This is a genomic window from Winogradskyella sp. (assembly GCF_016744625.1).
Classification (GTDB): domain Bacteria; phylum Bacteroidota; class Bacteroidia; order Flavobacteriales; family Flavobacteriaceae; genus Winogradskyella.
In genome coordinates, this window is the sequence record NZ_JADGDZ010000008.1 from 1 (window position 1) to 17,142 (window position 17,142).

At 32.6% G+C, this 17,142-nt stretch carries 15 protein-coding genes and 1 pseudogene; 11 read left to right on the top strand and 5 right to left on the bottom strand.

Going from position 1 to position 17,142, the window contains the following annotated elements:
* Positions 1 to 204: pseudogene (locus tag QZZ53_RS03215) on the top strand (FMN-binding glutamate synthase family protein); the annotation flags it as partial.
* Between the two features lie 20 nt (positions 205 to 224).
* Positions 225 to 746 carry a hypothetical protein gene (locus QZZ53_RS03220; RefSeq protein ID WP_296381410.1) on the top strand — a complete coding sequence of 174 codons (522 nt, stop codon included), beginning with the start codon at positions 225 to 227 and terminating at the stop codon, positions 744 to 746.
* Here QZZ53_RS03220 and QZZ53_RS03225 read toward each other — a convergent pair whose 3' ends face one another.
* Together QZZ53_RS03225 and QZZ53_RS03230 are read right to left on the bottom strand one after the other, a co-directional pair.
* A complete protein-coding gene (locus tag QZZ53_RS03225; RefSeq protein ID WP_296381412.1) occupies positions 747 to 1,631 on the bottom strand; it encodes a patatin-like phospholipase family protein in 885 nt (294 codons plus the stop codon).
* Positions 1,631 to 3,598, bottom strand: a complete 1,968-nt coding sequence (locus tag QZZ53_RS03230; protein WP_296381414.1) for a M1 family metallopeptidase — start codon at positions 3,596 to 3,598, stop codon at positions 1,631 to 1,633. The genes QZZ53_RS03225 and QZZ53_RS03230 overlap by 1 nt, the downstream gene beginning before the upstream one ends.
* A 207-nt stretch (positions 3,599 to 3,805) precedes the next feature.
* On the opposite strand from QZZ53_RS03230, the gene QZZ53_RS03235 reads away from it, so the two are divergent.
* Positions 3,806 to 4,567 (top strand): universal stress protein, encoded by a 762-nt coding sequence (locus tag QZZ53_RS03235; protein WP_296381417.1) that lies wholly within the window; start codon positions 3,806 to 3,808, stop codon positions 4,565 to 4,567.
* A gap of 75 nt (positions 4,568 to 4,642) precedes the next feature.
* On the opposite strand, the gene QZZ53_RS03240 is transcribed toward QZZ53_RS03235, so the two are convergent.
* A complete protein-coding gene (locus QZZ53_RS03240) occupies positions 4,643 to 6,343 on the bottom strand; it encodes a peptide-N-glycosidase F-related protein (protein WP_296381419.1) in 1,701 nt (566 codons plus the stop codon).
* A 98-nt stretch (positions 6,344 to 6,441) separates the two neighbouring features.
* On the opposite strand from QZZ53_RS03240, the gene recG reads away from it, so the two are divergent.
* Positions 6,442 to 8,544, top strand: coding sequence for an ATP-dependent DNA helicase RecG (gene recG / locus QZZ53_RS03245; RefSeq protein WP_296381421.1), 2,103 nt, complete (start codon positions 6,442 to 6,444; stop codon positions 8,542 to 8,544).
* Positions 8,545 to 8,735: 191 nt separating this feature from the next.
* Here the strand turns inward: recG and QZZ53_RS03250 are convergent, their stop codons facing one another.
* Positions 8,736 to 9,824, bottom strand: coding sequence for a DUF2911 domain-containing protein (locus QZZ53_RS03250; RefSeq protein ID WP_296381423.1), 1,089 nt, complete (start codon positions 9,822 to 9,824; stop codon positions 8,736 to 8,738).
* Positions 9,825 to 9,979: 155 nt separating this feature from the next.
* Here QZZ53_RS03250 and QZZ53_RS03255 point away from each other — a divergent pair, with 155 nt between their 5' ends.
* The 6 genes from QZZ53_RS03255 to QZZ53_RS03280 all read left to right on the top strand — a co-directional run bounded on the left by QZZ53_RS03255 (position 9,980) and on the right by QZZ53_RS03280 (position 15,011).
* The gene (locus QZZ53_RS03255) at positions 9,980 to 11,374 is read left to right on the top strand and encodes a TIGR00366 family protein (protein ID WP_296381425.1); all 1,395 of its coding nucleotides are present in this window, start codon (positions 9,980 to 9,982) and stop codon (positions 11,372 to 11,374) included.
* 114 nt (positions 11,375 to 11,488) lie between these two features.
* On the top strand, positions 11,489 to 12,049 hold the full coding sequence (locus tag QZZ53_RS03260; RefSeq protein ID WP_296381429.1) for a helix-turn-helix domain-containing protein: 561 nt from the start codon (positions 11,489 to 11,491) through the stop codon (positions 12,047 to 12,049).
* A gap of 129 nt (positions 12,050 to 12,178) precedes the next feature.
* On the top strand, positions 12,179 to 13,171 hold the full coding sequence (locus QZZ53_RS03265) for a hypothetical protein (RefSeq protein ID WP_296381431.1): 993 nt from the start codon (positions 12,179 to 12,181) through the stop codon (positions 13,169 to 13,171).
* Between the two features lie 74 nt (positions 13,172 to 13,245).
* Positions 13,246 to 13,437 carry a hypothetical protein gene (locus tag QZZ53_RS03270; RefSeq protein ID WP_296381433.1) on the top strand — a complete coding sequence of 64 codons (192 nt, stop codon included), beginning with the start codon at positions 13,246 to 13,248 and terminating at the stop codon, positions 13,435 to 13,437.
* Positions 13,438 to 13,618: 181 nt separating this feature from the next.
* Complete coding sequence (locus QZZ53_RS03275; protein WP_296381437.1) at positions 13,619 to 13,957, top strand: hypothetical protein; 339 nt, start codon at positions 13,619 to 13,621, stop codon at positions 13,955 to 13,957.
* A gap of 208 nt (positions 13,958 to 14,165) precedes the next feature.
* The gene (locus tag QZZ53_RS03280) at positions 14,166 to 15,011 is read left to right on the top strand and encodes a hypothetical protein (protein ID WP_296381439.1); all 846 of its coding nucleotides are present in this window, start codon (positions 14,166 to 14,168) and stop codon (positions 15,009 to 15,011) included.
* Positions 15,012 to 15,042: 31 nt separating this feature from the next.
* On the opposite strand, the gene QZZ53_RS03285 is transcribed toward QZZ53_RS03280, so the two are convergent.
* Complete coding sequence (locus QZZ53_RS03285) at positions 15,043 to 16,524, bottom strand: PLP-dependent aminotransferase family protein (RefSeq protein ID WP_296381441.1); 1,482 nt, start codon at positions 16,522 to 16,524, stop codon at positions 15,043 to 15,045.
* 80 nt (positions 16,525 to 16,604) lie between these two features.
* On the opposite strand from QZZ53_RS03285, the gene QZZ53_RS03290 reads away from it, so the two are divergent.
* Positions 16,605 to 17,123 (top strand): DinB family protein, encoded by a 519-nt coding sequence (locus tag QZZ53_RS03290; RefSeq protein WP_296381443.1) that lies wholly within the window; start codon positions 16,605 to 16,607, stop codon positions 17,121 to 17,123.
* Positions 17,124 to 17,142 lie beyond the last annotated feature (19 nt).

Here is a 17,142-nt window from a genome sequence, read left to right on the forward strand (position 1 = left end):
AGAAAAGAATTAATTGAAATCACACATGCAGCAGGCTATGAACATCCTAGTCAGTTTAAAATGAGTGATGTAGAAATAAATGTCGATGACCATAATTTATCTAAAGAATTTGATAAAACTTTTGGTTATAAAAAATCACCTGTTAAATTTGAAAACTTTCAACAATTAAAGGATTGCGAGTATCTTGGCGGACAAATAAACTAAATTAAAAAACTAGAATTTTAATGGATTTAGATAAAATTATCGAATTACTTTTCAGCTTATTACCAGCACTAATTGTTAGTGCAATAGCCTATTATTTTTTCAAACAACATATTGAGAATGAAGAAGGTCGAAGACGCTATTTATTACAAAAAGACATGCAAAAAGAAGCCTTCCCTTTACGCCTACAAGCTTATGAACGTATGGCATTATTCTTAGAACGCATAACACCTTCTAAATTATTAACAAGAACAAATCCAACGTCCTCAAATAAAGAAGATTACGAAGGTTTACTTATAGCAACAATTCAACAGGAATTTGAACACAATTTATCACAACAAATCTATGTTAGCGACGAATGCTGGAACATTATTTTGGCTGCTAAAAATGCAACAATTCAATTAATCAGAAAAGCTAACATGCTTGAAAAAACAGATACCGCAAATAAGCTTAGAGAAGTTGTCTTAACCGAATTAATGGACAAGCAAGCACCAAGTAATGCCGCATTATCTTATATTAAACAAGAAGTTGGTGAGATGTGGTAATTAGCTTGAATGTTTCTGCTCTGCATGACCATAACCTTGTTGCCACCATTTTTGCATAAGACGTTTACTAAATATCAATGAGTTTTCGGTTAATTTTGTTGGCGTATAATACAAGTTAAGTTTTACATTTTTATTCTTAGCCGCTAATTTTCCTATCATAATATCATTGCGCTCCACCTGATCCATTAAATGACCAAATAAATTAATCATTAAGGAAAAAGGATTTTTTCCGAGCACCTTTTGCTTTTTAAGACTCTCAGACTCTAAAACAACCGCATCAACTTCTGTTGCACCTCTTCTAATTGCTTCTCTAATAGGAATTACACAACCTAAACCTCCATCTGCATATTCATAGCCATTAACTTTTGCTAAAGACATAAACGGAACATAATTACAAGAAATCCATATCCAATTACAAAATTCTTCATAACTACAGTCATTAATAGACTTATACTCCACTCTATTCATAGACAAATTAGAAACAGTCACTACAACATCTTTCTTTTTGTTCTTTATTTTTTGATATTCTTCGAAAGTAAAATCCTTACGTATTTTTCGTTTCAACGCCTTACTCTCACCAAATGTACGCTTGCGTTTTATAAACTGCCACAGGGAATTCACAAAATCAATAGAAACGAACTCTCTATCACCTTTTTGACGCTGCACAAATGGACTAACACTAAAGATATCTTGCTGCTGCACATTAGTAAATATGTCGTATAACTTAGAAATATCATTTACAGCTAAATGCGGAACTAAAAGACTCCCAGTAGAAGTACCCAAAAACATATCGTATTTACGACCTTCTCGCTCCATGAGGTATTGCGCTACACCACCAGCAAACGCACCTTTACTTCCACCACCAGATATTACTAAAGCTCGCATTAGTTCTTTTTTTGCTCCAATTGTTCAGATAATTGTTTTGCAAACTTAACCAATCTCCAGTTATGATGCGATTTTGCAGTTTCCAAATTAGATTTACACTTTTCATTACAAGCTTTTATTAAATCTAAATACTGAAAAGCATTAATTCTTAAATCAGCATTATATTTCTCATTAGTATAACCCACCAACTCATCATACAACCCTTGCTTATTATCAGCTTCATAATACGGTGTATTTAAATTTAAAACCAACCATAGTAAACGAACATTCTTATCACTAAAGCCAACAATATTTCGTGTTTTAAAAAGATATTTAGAGCGCTCTAAAGGAAAATTAATCCAAAGATTATATAATGCGTTCTCTATAGTAATATAAGACTTATCATTGAGCAAAGACTCATAATCCGATTTTAAACTCTCAGGTATCTTAGTTACATGTTTCGCAATAGCCTGTCTTACTTTTAAACCATTCTTAAACACATTTGATATCACCAGTTCCGGCACTTGCGAAATTACCTTTGCCTTTGCTTCATCTGAAACATAATATTTAAGATACTCAGCACATTTAGAAGATTTAGCCTCACAATCAACCTGAACAAATTCATTAATAAAAGTAGATTGCCGCTTCAATATTGCGAAAGCCATATCATATGGAAATGCTTTTTGCTTAATCCACAAATTAACGAAAGTAGACAAAGACCTCCCATACAAACGTTCAACTTCTGAAATAAAATCAGAGGTTTCCACACTAGCCAATTGATATTTTTCGAGGTAATTCTTAACCGCTTGTTTAAAAACTACATCTCCAACTTTATTACGCAATGCATATAAAACCCATGCGCCACGCTGGTAAAATGTTAAACTACTCGACTTAGGGTTTAAAAGCGATGTTCCATTACCTGAAAGATCTTGCCGACCAAGCTCCACAACAGATTCATATAGCTTGAAATAGTAATAATCATCACCAAAAATCTCCCGTTCTGATAATAATGCATAATAGGTTGCAAAACCTTCCTGCAACCAATGGTGCTTACTAGATTTTGCAGTTACCAAATCACCAAACCATTGATGCGCTAATTCATGAGCATTGACATTCACATAGTTTTTATCATTAAAACCAATAGAATCAACAACAAAAGCATCCGAAAAAATAGTAAGACTTGTATTCTCCATGCCAGCATATAAGAAATCATGAACAGGCACTTGCTTATAATTTTGCCATGGATAAGCAAAACCTATTTCTTCTTCTAAAAAATCGAACATTTGCTTAGAGTAACGATAGGTTGACTCCACTTTTAAAGAATCCTCAGGATAGCAATAATACTCTAATGGAATTCCGCTTTTAGAGGTTTCTGTTTTTTTGTTGTATTTACCAATAACCAAAGCAACTAGATAGCTTGACATTGGTTTTTGCATATCAAAAACATGCAAGCTTTCCTCTTTATCCTTTACAGGCTCAGAACCAATTAAATTACCGTTAACAACAACATTATACGCTTTATCAAAAGCGACCCTTAAATCAAACTCAATTTTATCATTAACATCATCAATACTAGGCAACCAATTACTCGTGTATTTCCCTTGACCTTGTGTCCATATTTGCCACGCATCCTCACGCTTAAGAAAATACAAGGCTTTTTTAGGATACGCCACATAATTAAAAATCACAGAATAAGTCTCACCTTCTTCAAAATCAGATTTAACCCACAACTTCTCGCCATCATTCTTCAACTTTATATTTTCATCTGATTGTACAAAAAATTTAAAATCCATATCAATAGCATCTAGATAAACTGAGTCTGTCTTTTTAAGTATCTTAAACTCTAAATAAACGCCTCCTTGTATTTTGGAAGAATCCGGAACAAAACCTAGAGTAGCCTCTAACTTCTTAAAATCCACATAATCCGCTTGCTGAGCAAAAGAAATACTCAACATAAAAACACAAAAAATGATTAAGATTTTTTTCATAAAATAAAACTAAACAAGGATAACGCCAAAGTACAAATTTTTAAAAGTATTGTTCTAAGAGAATATTAATTAAACATTTAATTAACCTTTTCCTACACTCAACTTATAATTAGAACACTTCAACGAAATATAAACGTCTATTTCTTTTAATTCTTTTGCTTAGAAGTATTTTTGCGCAAAATTTAAGAGATTAAAAAAAAACAAAGTATGAAAACATTCCTAGTACCTATTAGCTCTTTAAGAGAAAAGAAAGCAACTTTAATCTACGCCATTGACTACGCAAAAGTAGTTGGAGCAGAAATGATTTACGGAATTCAACTTAACGAAATAAACGAAGAAGACCACCTAGAAGAGATTATGGCTCACGCCAAGAAACAAGGCATTAGTATTAATTTTAGATTTTTTGAAGGAGACACATTAGATTACATTAAAGAGTTTTGCACTGATTACAATATAGACCTTATTATTGCCTCAGCTAGAACTCCAAAAACTAATGACAAACTTTATTTAGATGAATTATCTGGAAGTATTGTTAAGAAAACAGAAATGCCAGTATTACTAATTCCAGAAAATTATGAATACAAAACTATAAACACTGTATTAACAGCCATTAAATCTGGAATCATAAAAGCAAAAGGATCACTAATTCCACTAGAACACATGTTAATAGCCGCAAAAGCAGACATGACATTGTTACAAATAAAAACTCCTTCATATTTACCTGAAGATTTAATGTTTGATAAAGATTTAGCTATTCTTACTTCTAAATATTACTCTTCGGAAAATGCAACACTATTTCAAGGTGTTTTAGAATATATCCATGTGATTAATCCAGATATGATTTGTGTTTTTAGACGTAAACGTGGCTTCTTTGAAAAACTATGGAACGATGTCACTTTAGACCATAGCCTAAACAAAGCCGATTTTGAAAGCCGTGTTCCCGTTTTAGTTCTCAAAGGAGATCAGTAAACTTATATATTAAATTCTTTAAAAAAAACTTCAAAGCATACGCTTTCACACCCGAAATAAATCAACAAAAAAATATTAATCAGCAACTACAGGCTTAGCAATAGGAGTATTACTTTTTACCACAACATAAGTTGATGTTGCATAAAATGCGTTACCACCTACACCATCACTGACCCAATTCTCATAGTCATATTCAAAATCAAAAGTAGTACCAGCTAATGGTGTGCCAAAACTATCTACTCTAGGCGGAACGACCATTCCTGGGCACCATCCTGCTCTATCTGGCTGCCAGTTTCCAGGATTTTGATTATTTATTGGATTAGAAGCACAGCCTAATGGCTCTAAATTATGCTGAAAGGCTGCCACTCCATTAATAACAACATTATGAGTTCTAAAGCACCACTCAGCACAAGGCCTTCCATCTTGATCATTTGGCGTTGCGTGTCCCCAACCAGAGATTACCGTTCTTAAATGAGTACTTTCTGCATTAGACGGTACACTAATTTGTTTATCTAAATCAAAACTATGACCTACACCATAAGGTACACCATCAATAGAGTTAGCATGATACCCTAAAATCTCAGACACTGCGTAATAAGGGTAATCTGGAGTACCTTCAATATAATCAAAATCTACAGTAATTAAATCTGCTTTTGCTGTCCAGTTTTCTATATATATTCTTAATTCAGTAGTGCCAACCAACAGTGATTTAAAATCTGTAACATCAAACTCTAAACCTCTTTCCAACAACCCAGTACCAACCCAGTATGGCGTAATATACCTACCTATTTCATACCAATCACCAGTACTTTGGTCTTTAACTTTAACATTTGCAAATCGATCCCAATCATCACATCCAGTACCTGGACAATCAATTTGTAAGTACATTTTAATTTGAGATATATTGGACAAATCTGAATGTAAATTAAACACCTGACTAGCAGATTGATTAAATCCATTTCCAAAAGCCAAAGCTTTTTGATTAAACGCAACATAATTATACGTAACTGGCACTCCATTACCTGACAAAGAAATTTCTACATTCTCTACTTCAGCATTTATGACACTCAAAATCCCTGTAGCATCTCCAATTGTTAATGGAGCAAACCTTACATATACCACAGTTTCTACATTAGCAGTTTCTACAGGTATTTGTAAGTTATCACCATAATTAGTTCCATCAAAAGATATTTCAAAACGCTCTGTAACACTTAAATCTATAACCGTATTTAAGTTAGCTCCATCCACTAAAAACGTACTTGCATCTGAAACATTCATAACTGAAGTGTTTTCAAAATTAAGACTTGCATTATTCACACTAATCGCAGGAGCAGCACTCAACCCTACTCCATTTAAACTAACGGTCTTAGCTACAGCAGAATCACTCTCAAACATTAGCGTACCATTAATAATACCTATAGCATTCACCAATGGCGAAAACTTAACATAAATCGTTTGATTTATTGCATTTGCGTCACTTGCACCAATAGTTAGTTCACTTAAAAAATTCACATTATCTAAGGAAATCAAAAAACTATTAGTAACAGAAATTGACAAATTTGAAACTAAATTATCACCAGTAACCTGCAAATTCTGAGAAGATGAACTACCAAGCACATTAACTTCTCCAAACGGATTAATTGCTCCTGTAACAACAATAACAGAAGACTGCGCAGCACTATCTGAACTATCATCACCACTACAATTGACTATAAACAATATACTTAGCAAAATACTCAAAATCCCTAAACCCCTCTTAACTTGATAAATCGTCATAATTTTTTTATTGCATGATTAACACAATATACAATTATCATTTATAAAAAAACTAAATTATTAAGTACTCCTCAGAAAAAAATAATAATTTTGATTGAATGAGTGTGAATTTACAAACTCCCATTGACTACCTCAAAGGCGTTGGTCCAAACAGAGCGGATTTATTACGCTCAGAATTGGATATTAAAACATATCAAGACCTCATTAATCTATTTCCCAATCGCTATATTGATCGTACTAAGTATTACAAAATCAATGAACTTCAACGAAATAATGCTGAAGTTCAGATTATTGGTGTAATCACAGGCTTTAAAGAAGTAGCCCAAAAGCGAGGCAAACGTTTGGTCGCTGATTTTAAAGACGAAACCGGAATGATGGAACTCGTCTGGTTTAGAGGACAGAAATGGATAAGAGAAAGTCTTAAAATTGGGCAACCTTATGTGATTTTTGGCAAAACCAATTGGTTTAGCGGAAAATACAGCATACCTCATCCAGAAATTGAATTACAATCTGAACACAACAACAATTTGCGCTCAGCAATGCAAGCGATTTATCCTTCTACTGAAAAACTATCTAACAAGGGCATTACAAATAGAGTTGTAACTAAAATAATGCAACAACTATTTTTAGAAACCAAAGGACGCTTTATTGAAACTTTATCAGATTCTACAAAAAACGAATTAAAATTAGTTTCAAAATCTGATGCACTATTTAATATTCATTTTCCGAAGACTCCAGAGCAACTATCAAGAGCTCAATTTCGACTAAAGTTTGAAGAATTATTTTACATTCAATTGCAATTAATTCTTAAAAATTTAATTCATAAATCAAAAATTAAAGGCTTTCCTTTTGATAAAGTCGGAGACTATTTTAACAGCTTTTATAACAACCATTTACCATTCGAATTAACCAATGCACAGAAACGAGTTTTAAAAGAAATTAGACAAGACTTAGGTAGCAATGCACAGATGAATCGACTTCTGCAAGGAGATGTAGGCTCAGGGAAAACCATAGTCGCATTTATGTCAATATTAATGGGACTTGACAACGGTTTTCAATGTTGTTTAATGGCTCCGACTGCTATTTTGTCAGCACAACACTACAATGGATTATTTGAATTATGCAAACCGTTAAATATCAGTATTTCACTACTCACTGGTTCAAGTAAAACTTCAGAACGAAAAAAAATTCACGAAAACCTAGAAAATGGTAGTTTACAAATACTAATTGGCACACATGCACTTTTAGAAGATAAGGTGAAATTTAAAAATTTAGGGCTTGCTATTATAGACGAACAGCATCGTTTTGGAGTTGCTCAGCGTTCAAAATTATGGCACAAAAACACGTCTCCTCCACATGTCCTTGTGATGACTGCAACTCCAATTCCGAGAACCTTAGCAATGTCTGTTTATGGAGACTTAGACATTTCTGTAATTGATGAATTACCAGCGGGCAGAAAACCGATAAAAACAGTTCATAGATTTGACAATAATCGTCTTAAAGTTTTCAAATTTATGAAAGATGAAATCGCTATAGGTCGACAAATTTATATCGTCTATCCATTAATTCAAGAAAGCGAAAAAATGGATTACAAGGATTTAATGGATGGTCATGAAAGTATCTCAAGAGAATTCTCAATGCCAGATTACCAGATTTCTATTGTCCATGGTAAAATGAAGCCAGCTGATAAAGATTACGAAATGCAACGTTTTGTAAAAGGGGAAACCAATATCATGATGGCCACAACGGTTATTGAAGTTGGCGTAAACGTTCCAAATGCCTCTGTAATGATAATTGAAAGCGCAGAACGTTTTGGCTTATCTCAATTACATCAATTACGTGGCCGTGTTGGTCGTGGTGCAGAACAGAGTTACTGTATTTTAATGACAAGCCATAAACTGAGTCAGGATAGTAAAACAAGACTAGAAACTATGGTTCGCAGTAGCGATGGATTTGAAATTGCAGAAGTCGATTTAAAACTTCGTGGACCTGGTGATATTATGGGAACACAACAAAGCGGTGTTTTAAATCTTCGTATCGCAGATATAGTAAAGGATAAAGATATTTTAGAACAAGCACGCTATTATGCAAAAAATATTTTAAAGTTAGATTCTAGTTTAGCATTACCAGAGCATAGAGTGATTCTTGATACTTATAGACAAATGAGTAAATATCGTAATATCTGGAATTATATTAGTTAAAACTCATAGAACTACTAGATTCTGAAATACTGAAACAATTTCTGCACAGGCGAGTTCAGAATGACAAACACTGATATCTCATAGATTTACTATGAGATTCCTACTTTCGCAGGAATACAAAAAAAAGGCCTGGCACCAACTATGACCAGACCTTCCAAAACAGAACTATACGTGTTTTGCTGATGAAATTCTTATAGTACTCCTAATTCTTTTAGATTCTTTTCAGAATTGGCTTTTACATTTGCAGCTGGATTTAAAGCCAAGGACTTTTTAAAATGTTTAACTGCAGTCTTCTTATCACCTTTAGCTTTATACGCCTCTCCTAAGCTGTCGTGCCAATTAGCGTTCTTAGGATCACTTTTCACATTCATGCTAAAGTATTTTACTGCTCTATCAAAATCTTTTGCTGTAATCATAGCATAGCCCATTCTATTGATTTGGTTAGGATTCGCCATTGTTGCTGCTTCATCCATAGTTTTACCAAAACCATTCGCATCTCCTTTTTTCTGAAGTATTTGTGCTTTAATCGCTAAACCATTCACCGTTTTTTGACTAAAAAACTGTCCTTCTAAGGCTGAATTAACCCAACCTAGTGCTTCATCTAAATCGCCTCCATTATTCATTGAAAAATTAGCAGCCTGTTCCCAGTTTTGTCTTGTAAAGCCTTTTTGACCTTTAAACTGTGCTCTAATATCTTCTAGAACAACTTCAGTTACATTAACCTCAATTTTAAAAGGAATTGCTTTCTTTCCCCAAGTTAATGATGCAGTAGTCGAATTTGCTTTCACATCATTAAACTCATAAGTCAGTAATTCTGTATGGCCATTATCGCTAAGCTTTACATCTGCTCTTAATGCATCATTTGCTGGATCGTAGAAATAACTTCCCCAAGCATCAGTGTCTTTAGATAAGATAATAATGGCATTGTCTGCATCTTTTACGTTGATATGCAAACCATAAGTACCAGCTGCTATTGATTTACCCTCAATTTTAGCATCGTGTGTAAACGTAATCGTAGTGTTTTCGTTAGCACCAGCTCTCCAAGGTGCTGCTTTAGAAGTCCCAAATCCAAGATTATTCATACCATAAGGCACTAGCTTTCCCCAGATTTCACGATCATTTACACTTGGTCTAGAATAAGTAATCGTAACATCAGTAGTTCCTACACGTTGCATCACAGAAGCCATTTGACTACCACGTGGCGTGCTTAACTGTGCATTTGCAGTGAAAGAAAAACACAACATAAAACACATAACAAAAGAAGTAATTGTTGTTCTCATTTTTATATAAATTTTGATTAGTAGTACCAGCAAATTACTCTCATTATAGAAGCAAGGCTGTTAGGAAGTTGTTAAAGAAATTGAAATGTGTGTTAATTAACGTATTGTTAAGAATAAGAAAAAAATTATCTTAGTACTATTTAAGAACAGTAATTATGCCCACTAAACTAGGTCAAAAATTCACAGACACCTTTACCAAATATATGCCAAGTGCATATGTCTTTGCATTACTACTAACTTTATTAACCGGAATCTTAGCACTAACTTTTACTAACAGCAAACCTATTGCCATCTTAGAAGGTTGGTATAATGGGTTTTGGAATTTATTGTCTTTTGGAATGCAGATTGTTTTAATCATTATCACAGCATACTGCATTGCTCAATCTTCTCCAATAAAAAAAGGAATTGACAGATTAGCAAAGCTTATTAGAACACCAACGCAAGTCTATTTTATTATTATCGCTTTAGGTGCACTATTGTCATTAGTAAGTTTTGGAATGGTTGTTATTACAGCAATCTTAGGTCGTGAATTAGCATTACGGATTAAAGGCATCCATTATCCTTTTTTAGTCGCTTGTGTCTATTTTTCATTTGGAGGTTGGGTTTGCGGACTATCGAGTTCTATTGCTCTATTATTAAATACTAAAAATAATTTTCTAATTAAAAGTGGCATTTTAAGTGATACTATTTCTACAAGCTTCACTTTAGGCTCAACATTGAATTTACTAATGATAGGTCTTTTTGTTATTATTTCTCCAATAATTATCTGGCTATTGATTCCGAAATCATTTGATGGTAAAGAGCTTAACGATTTAAAAGCCGATTCTACAGATGAAGAAGGATCTGTGAAAGATGAAGCGTTATCTTATAAATTACCTTTTAAAGCCCTTTCTGATGCACTTAATAATGCTGGTTGGCTACAAGTTAGTGTCGCTCTTCTAGGCCAGACGTATATTATTTATCACTTTACTACTAAAGGATTTGATTTAAATTTCAACATCATGATCTTTATATTCTTAATCGTTGGAATGTTGTTACACATTACACCAATGCGCTATAGTATTGCTATGAAACGTGCAAGCAGTAATATCTCTGGTATTTTGTTTCAGTATCCATTTTACGCAGGCATTATGGGCATTATGATGGCATCTGGCTTAGGTGAAAAAATTAGTGACGTATTAGTATCTATTGCTACACCAAATTCTTATGCCTTTATTTCATATTTAACAGGAGGCATCATCAATTTTGCAATACCTTCTGCTGGTGGCGAGTTTGCAGTTATTGGACCAAGTATTATTAATATGGTACAAGAGTTAGGAGCTAACCTCTCGCCTACTGAAGTTACAGCAATGACAGCCAGAGCATCAATGTCTGTAGCTTATGGTGAAAGTTTGAGTAATTTATTACAACCATTTTTTCTGTTGATTGTGTTTCCTGTAATGGGAGCTGGTATAAAAATACAAGCCAGAGATGTCGTTGGCTATTTATTTATTCCTTTTTTAGTATTATTTATAATTCAGGCCTTGATGGTAACATATATACCACTCTAGATCATTTTTCATTAATAAAGCATGAATTCATTAGCAATTAAACTTAAATAGTATACAAATTTTGCGATAACGCTTTCTTTCACTAAATTAGATAAACATAGCTATAAGATTATTTTGAGCATAATTAAAAACATAAGAGAACAACGAGGTTTTACACAAGCCGAATTAGCAAAACAAACGGGTTTATCTTTAAGAACAATTCAGCGTTTAGAATCTAGCAATAAGGAACCTAAAGGTCATAGTTTATCTGTACTTTCTGAAGTTTTTAATATAAAACCTTCTGCATTACAAAATCAATTTAAAAGCATTAAACAAACAAAGGAATCAGAAGCCACTTCTATTCGGCTTATCAATTTATCGGTTTTATCATTTTTAGGAATCCCATTTGGTAATATCATTTTACCATTAATACTCTGGAGGAGAAACCGAAAATCTAAGTTTGTTGATGAAATGGGCAAACGGATTGTTAACTTTCAAATTATATTCTCTGTAGTGCTTTCATTATTGCTCTGCATCTCCCCTTTTATTAGTCGCGCTTTATTTTCAAACACTTCAATAATCTTATGTGTTTTGTTTGCCGCTTATGCTGTTAATGTGATTATTGTTTGTCGCATCGCTATGAAATTACAACGCAATAATTTCGACTTTCTAAACAGTCCACTTCGCTTTATATAGGCCTAAAAACTTGAATTGTCGTAAAATTGTCGGCATCCTAAACACTAATTACTTTCATTTTTAATATTACTTTGTGTATCTGTGTTTCTATAAACTCATAGATTTTCATCACATCAAAAATTATTAATCATGAAGAAAAAAATCGGCTACACGCTACTCATTCTTTTAATGCTTATGCTTTCTGTTGGGTTTTACTACATCAGAAAATTTAATAACGCTTTTTTTAAAGAAAAAACAGCTTACTTAGAATATACTTTTGAGTCTAAACCCATTCATTTTGATTGGGCTGCTAATTCTACAGGTTCAGAAGGTTATCACGAACCACAAGCGGCAATGATAATTCCATTAAAGATTAAAGGATTAGCACATCATTTCTATATGCAGTTTGATACTGGTGCGCCACATTCCTTTATCTATGAAAATGATTTAAAATCCTTACGTGCTATTGGAATAGACATTAAAGAAGTTACAAAAGGTGGAGAGCGTTTTGTAGAACAATTAGAATTTGTATTAGATGACAACCATATTAAAGCTTCTATGATTAGAATTTTAGGTAATTACGGAAATACTTTTGGTAAAAATGACACCATCTCTAGAATAGGCATAGGTACTATTGGTAGTGATTTTATAAAAGATCAGATAACAGCAATTGACTTTAAAAATCAAACATTAGAGTTCTATAATGAGCGTTCAGAATGGATGAAAACTTTACCAAAATTCAAACCCTTTGATTTTACTGGAAGACGTATTATGTTGCCAGTAACTATCAACAACAAAGATTACGAACTCTTCTATGATTCAGGCTGCAGTGCTTTTGGATTAATCACTATAAAAAGCCGATTTGATAAGTATAGTAATGAGAATACTGAAGTTATTGCATATAATGCCAAAAGTTGGGACAGCAGTATACCCATTACAAGTAAAACAACTAACCAACCTATTAGCATTGGTGATTCTAAGCTAAGTTTAAAACGTGTTAGCTTTATAGATATGTACACTTTTATACAACCCGTAGTAACACCTTTTACTCGTATTGGTGGATGGTTAGGCAATCAACCCTTTAATGAGAGTGTTTTAATTCTCGACACAAAAGCTGAAGAGTTTATTGTAGTTAATAATTAAATCAGACTTAAATCACTAAATTGTGGGTAATAAATCTAATGATATGAACATTTTTGAACAAGCTGCAAAAAAAAATGAAACAAGATGAAGGTTCTGCTTTTTTAGAAAACCATACTTCCAACTCATTTTTTGAAATAAAAGAATCTTCTGATAATAAAAAAATTGGACGTCAATATCCACAAGTAGATTCTATTAATTTAACTTTCGCACATTCAATAACACACCATCAAATGCCTCGTCAAAACTTAAAATTTGACAAAATTTAATTATATAAATCTGCTAAACTGACTGATATTATTAGTTCTGGAGCAATATGTGCACATGGTCTTTTGCTAAGTGAAAAAGCCTTGAAAATTTTTCAAAATTATAAATTAGGTAAGCACAAAGTATTTTAAAGCTAAAGTTTTCCTTAAAGGAGAAAAGTATGATTATGGGTATTTGCAAATAATGAATGATTTAAAAAATCGTATTGATTATGAAATGTCTAGTTTTTATGTAACTGATATACTTGGTAAACCTTTAAGTGATTTTGAAATAAATGACATTCTGGAATATGAGAGGATGGATAAAAAAATTCACTCAGGAGAAATTGCAGAATTTGAAGAGTACAGCTATTTGAGCATCAAATCTGCATTTTTTAAAAACAACTCTCAAATACCAGATTTTTTTACTCTTGATCCATGTGGAATAACATTGTTTATTTCAAAAAGATTAAGAGATGATATAGTAAACAGTAATATATCTGGTTCAGAAATTAGACCGACAAATAAAATTATTACTACCTAAAACTACATGCATAATTTATTGCTGGCTCTGTGTGTACTCAGAAAACCTATACTAATTACCTCTGATTCGTTTCAATTTTGCTAAATTAGTTGCTTAACCATACATAAATACGTTAAGCCCATCAATGAAAACCTATTTTAAAATCATATGTATCTTATTGCTGATACTCTCTTGTTCATCAAACGACAATGATGTAGACACTTCCCAGATGTATCCTTCATTTGGTTCAGAAATCAACGTCACCATTAATGGTTTATCCTTTGATGCTATGGAGCCTTTTCTGTCACCAGATGGAAATTATTTATTCTTCAACAATTTAAACGATGGAGAAAACACAAAACTATATTATGCAACTAGAGTTAATGATTCAACATTCAATTATATAGGAGAACTAGTGGGAACCAACCAAACCACAGCACCGCATTTAGATGCCGTTGCCGACATGGATGTTAATGGCAATTTCTATTGGACCTCAACACGGAATTACCCAACGGAACTAAATAATCTCTTTCACGGCACTTTTAATAATGGGACAATTAGTAATATAGAACGTGTACAAGGAGATTTTAACAGAAATACTCCGGGTTGGCTCGTTATGGATCATGGTATAAGTTTAGATGGTCAATATTTATACTTCAACAATGCAAGGTTTGATGACTCTAATTGTTTAGGTCCTTGTGAAACAACCATAGGAATTGCTCAAAAAGAAAATGGATCTATGTTTACTACACTTCCAAACTCTAGTACAATTCTACAAAACATCAATGATGCAAATTACATTTATTATGCTCCTTGCATAAGTAGTGATAATCTAGAGTTGTATTACACAAGATATTTAAAAGGCAACATTACATCTAATACTGTTTTTGAGATATGCGTTGCAGTTAGACCTAATGCTTCGTCCAATTTTTCTCTTCCAAAAGTTTTGTTTTCAGAAGTGATTGCAAATTTAATTGAAGCACCTACAATATCTATAGATAAAAGCATTATCTATTACCATCAAAAGACTTTTGACTCACATAAAATAGTGATGAGGTATCGAAATGTTTTGTAAAGCTATATAACGGTTAGAATAAGTCTTTTAATTATTTATTTTTAATTTCAGTAATTGTTTTCTTAAGTCTGTTTATTAACTCATAAATTTCTTCTTCGTTGTATGCTGCAAAACCAATTCTTATACAATTGTGTTCTAATTTAGCACTATCATAACGCAACCAATCACCAATTTCTAATTTATGGGTTCTTGCAACTTCAGAAATAGTTTCCCAAGAATAATTTTCATTCAACTTCGCCCAAACTGCCATGCCTCCTTTTGGAATTTCAAACTGTAAAAAACTGCCCAATTCATCTTTTAAAAGTTCACAAAATAAATCGCGTCGCTGTTTGTAAATCTTCATCACTTTACGAATATGTCTATCTAAATCACCAGATTTTATAAAATCTGCAAATGTCAATTCTAATAAGGCATCTCCTTGCCGATCTACTATACCTCTTAATTTAGAGGCTTCATCTACAAATTCTTTTGAAGCAATTAAATAACCTATTCTAAAAACTGGAGCTACCGATTTACACACAGAACCAATATATATTACATTTCCGTTAGTATCGTGACTTGCTAATGGTAAAATCGGAGCATGATTGTAATTAAAATCGTAATCGTAATCATCTTCAATAATGGCAAAATTAAACTGCTTTGCAAGATTTAAAAGATGAATTCTCCGTTTTGCGGAAAGCGTTACTGTGGTTGGATGGTGATGATGCGATGTTACATATACAGCTTTAATTTGTTGTCGTTTACATAGCTTTTCAATCTCGTCAGTTAAAAGTCCATTTTCATCAACCAAAACACGTTTTAGTTTTGCTTGTTGATTTAGAAAAGTAGAATTAGCAGACTCGTAATTGGTATTTCCAACGACAATACTATCATCTTTTTTAAGCAATAATTGTGATGACAACCAAACTCCCATTTGACTACCACGTGTAATCAAGACATTTTCTTTTGTAATATGTAAACCTCTTGTTGTATTCAAATAATCAACTAAAACATCTCGTAACGTATCATTTCCATAAGTAGAACCATAAGACAAATGCTCAAACACATTTTTTTTAGCACAAACTCTTCTATATGTTCTTGCAATTTCATCAATTGGAGTTAATCTTCCATCGGAAGTTCCATCATTTAAATATATAAAATCCTTATTCTTTTTCGGAGCTCTTTCGCGTAAAACACTAGTCTGATAAAAAGAAAAACCTGTCCTTTTTTTCATGTCAAAAGCCACACAATTCTCAAGTTTCTCTTGATCTAATAGTGGTAAATTACGACGTACAAAAGTTCCTTTTTTAGGAATACTCTCTACCCAACCTTGTAGCAATAACTCTTCATAGCAGGCAACAATCGTTTTTCTATGCACATTTAATTGCTCTGCTAAAGTTCTACTACCAGGAAGTTTAGTATTAGGAGCGAGCGTTTGATTCTTTATTAATTGAATAATTTGATTTGATAATTGCAAGTACAATGCCTGATTGCATTTTCTATCAAATTGAATGCTAGTTTTAAATGGAAACATCTGGACTACTTGTTATATTTATTCTGGATTATTATAATAGTCCATAAATATAGTATTTTTGAATTATACAAGCAATAGAAATGACAAAACTAGACTTAAACCCATCCGAATTTGATGACTATTATTTAAGATATATTAATAAGTTATCTAACAAAACAGAACTTAGAAAAGGCTTTAAAAATGGTAAAGACACATTAATCGACTTTTTTAAATCCATTCCTAAAGAAAAATTAACGCATCGTTATCAACCAGAAAAATGGAGTATAAAAGAAGTGCTTCAACATTTAATAGATACCGAACGTATTTTTATGTATCGCTGTTTTAGAATTGCCAGACAAGATAAAACGGCCTTGGCAGGATACGATCAAGATGAATACATTACGCCTTCTGGAGCGGATGAAAAAACAATTGCCAATTTACTAAATGAATTTACTACAAGTCGTAACCATTCAATTTCATTACTAAATAGTTTAACCGATGACGACTTGTCTTTCATTGGAAATTCTAGCGGAAATGCAATGTCAGCAAGAGCTGCTGCATTTACTGTTATAGGTCATGATATTTGGCATAAGGAAGTCATAGAGAATAAATATTTATAAATCTCAATTAACAAAAATG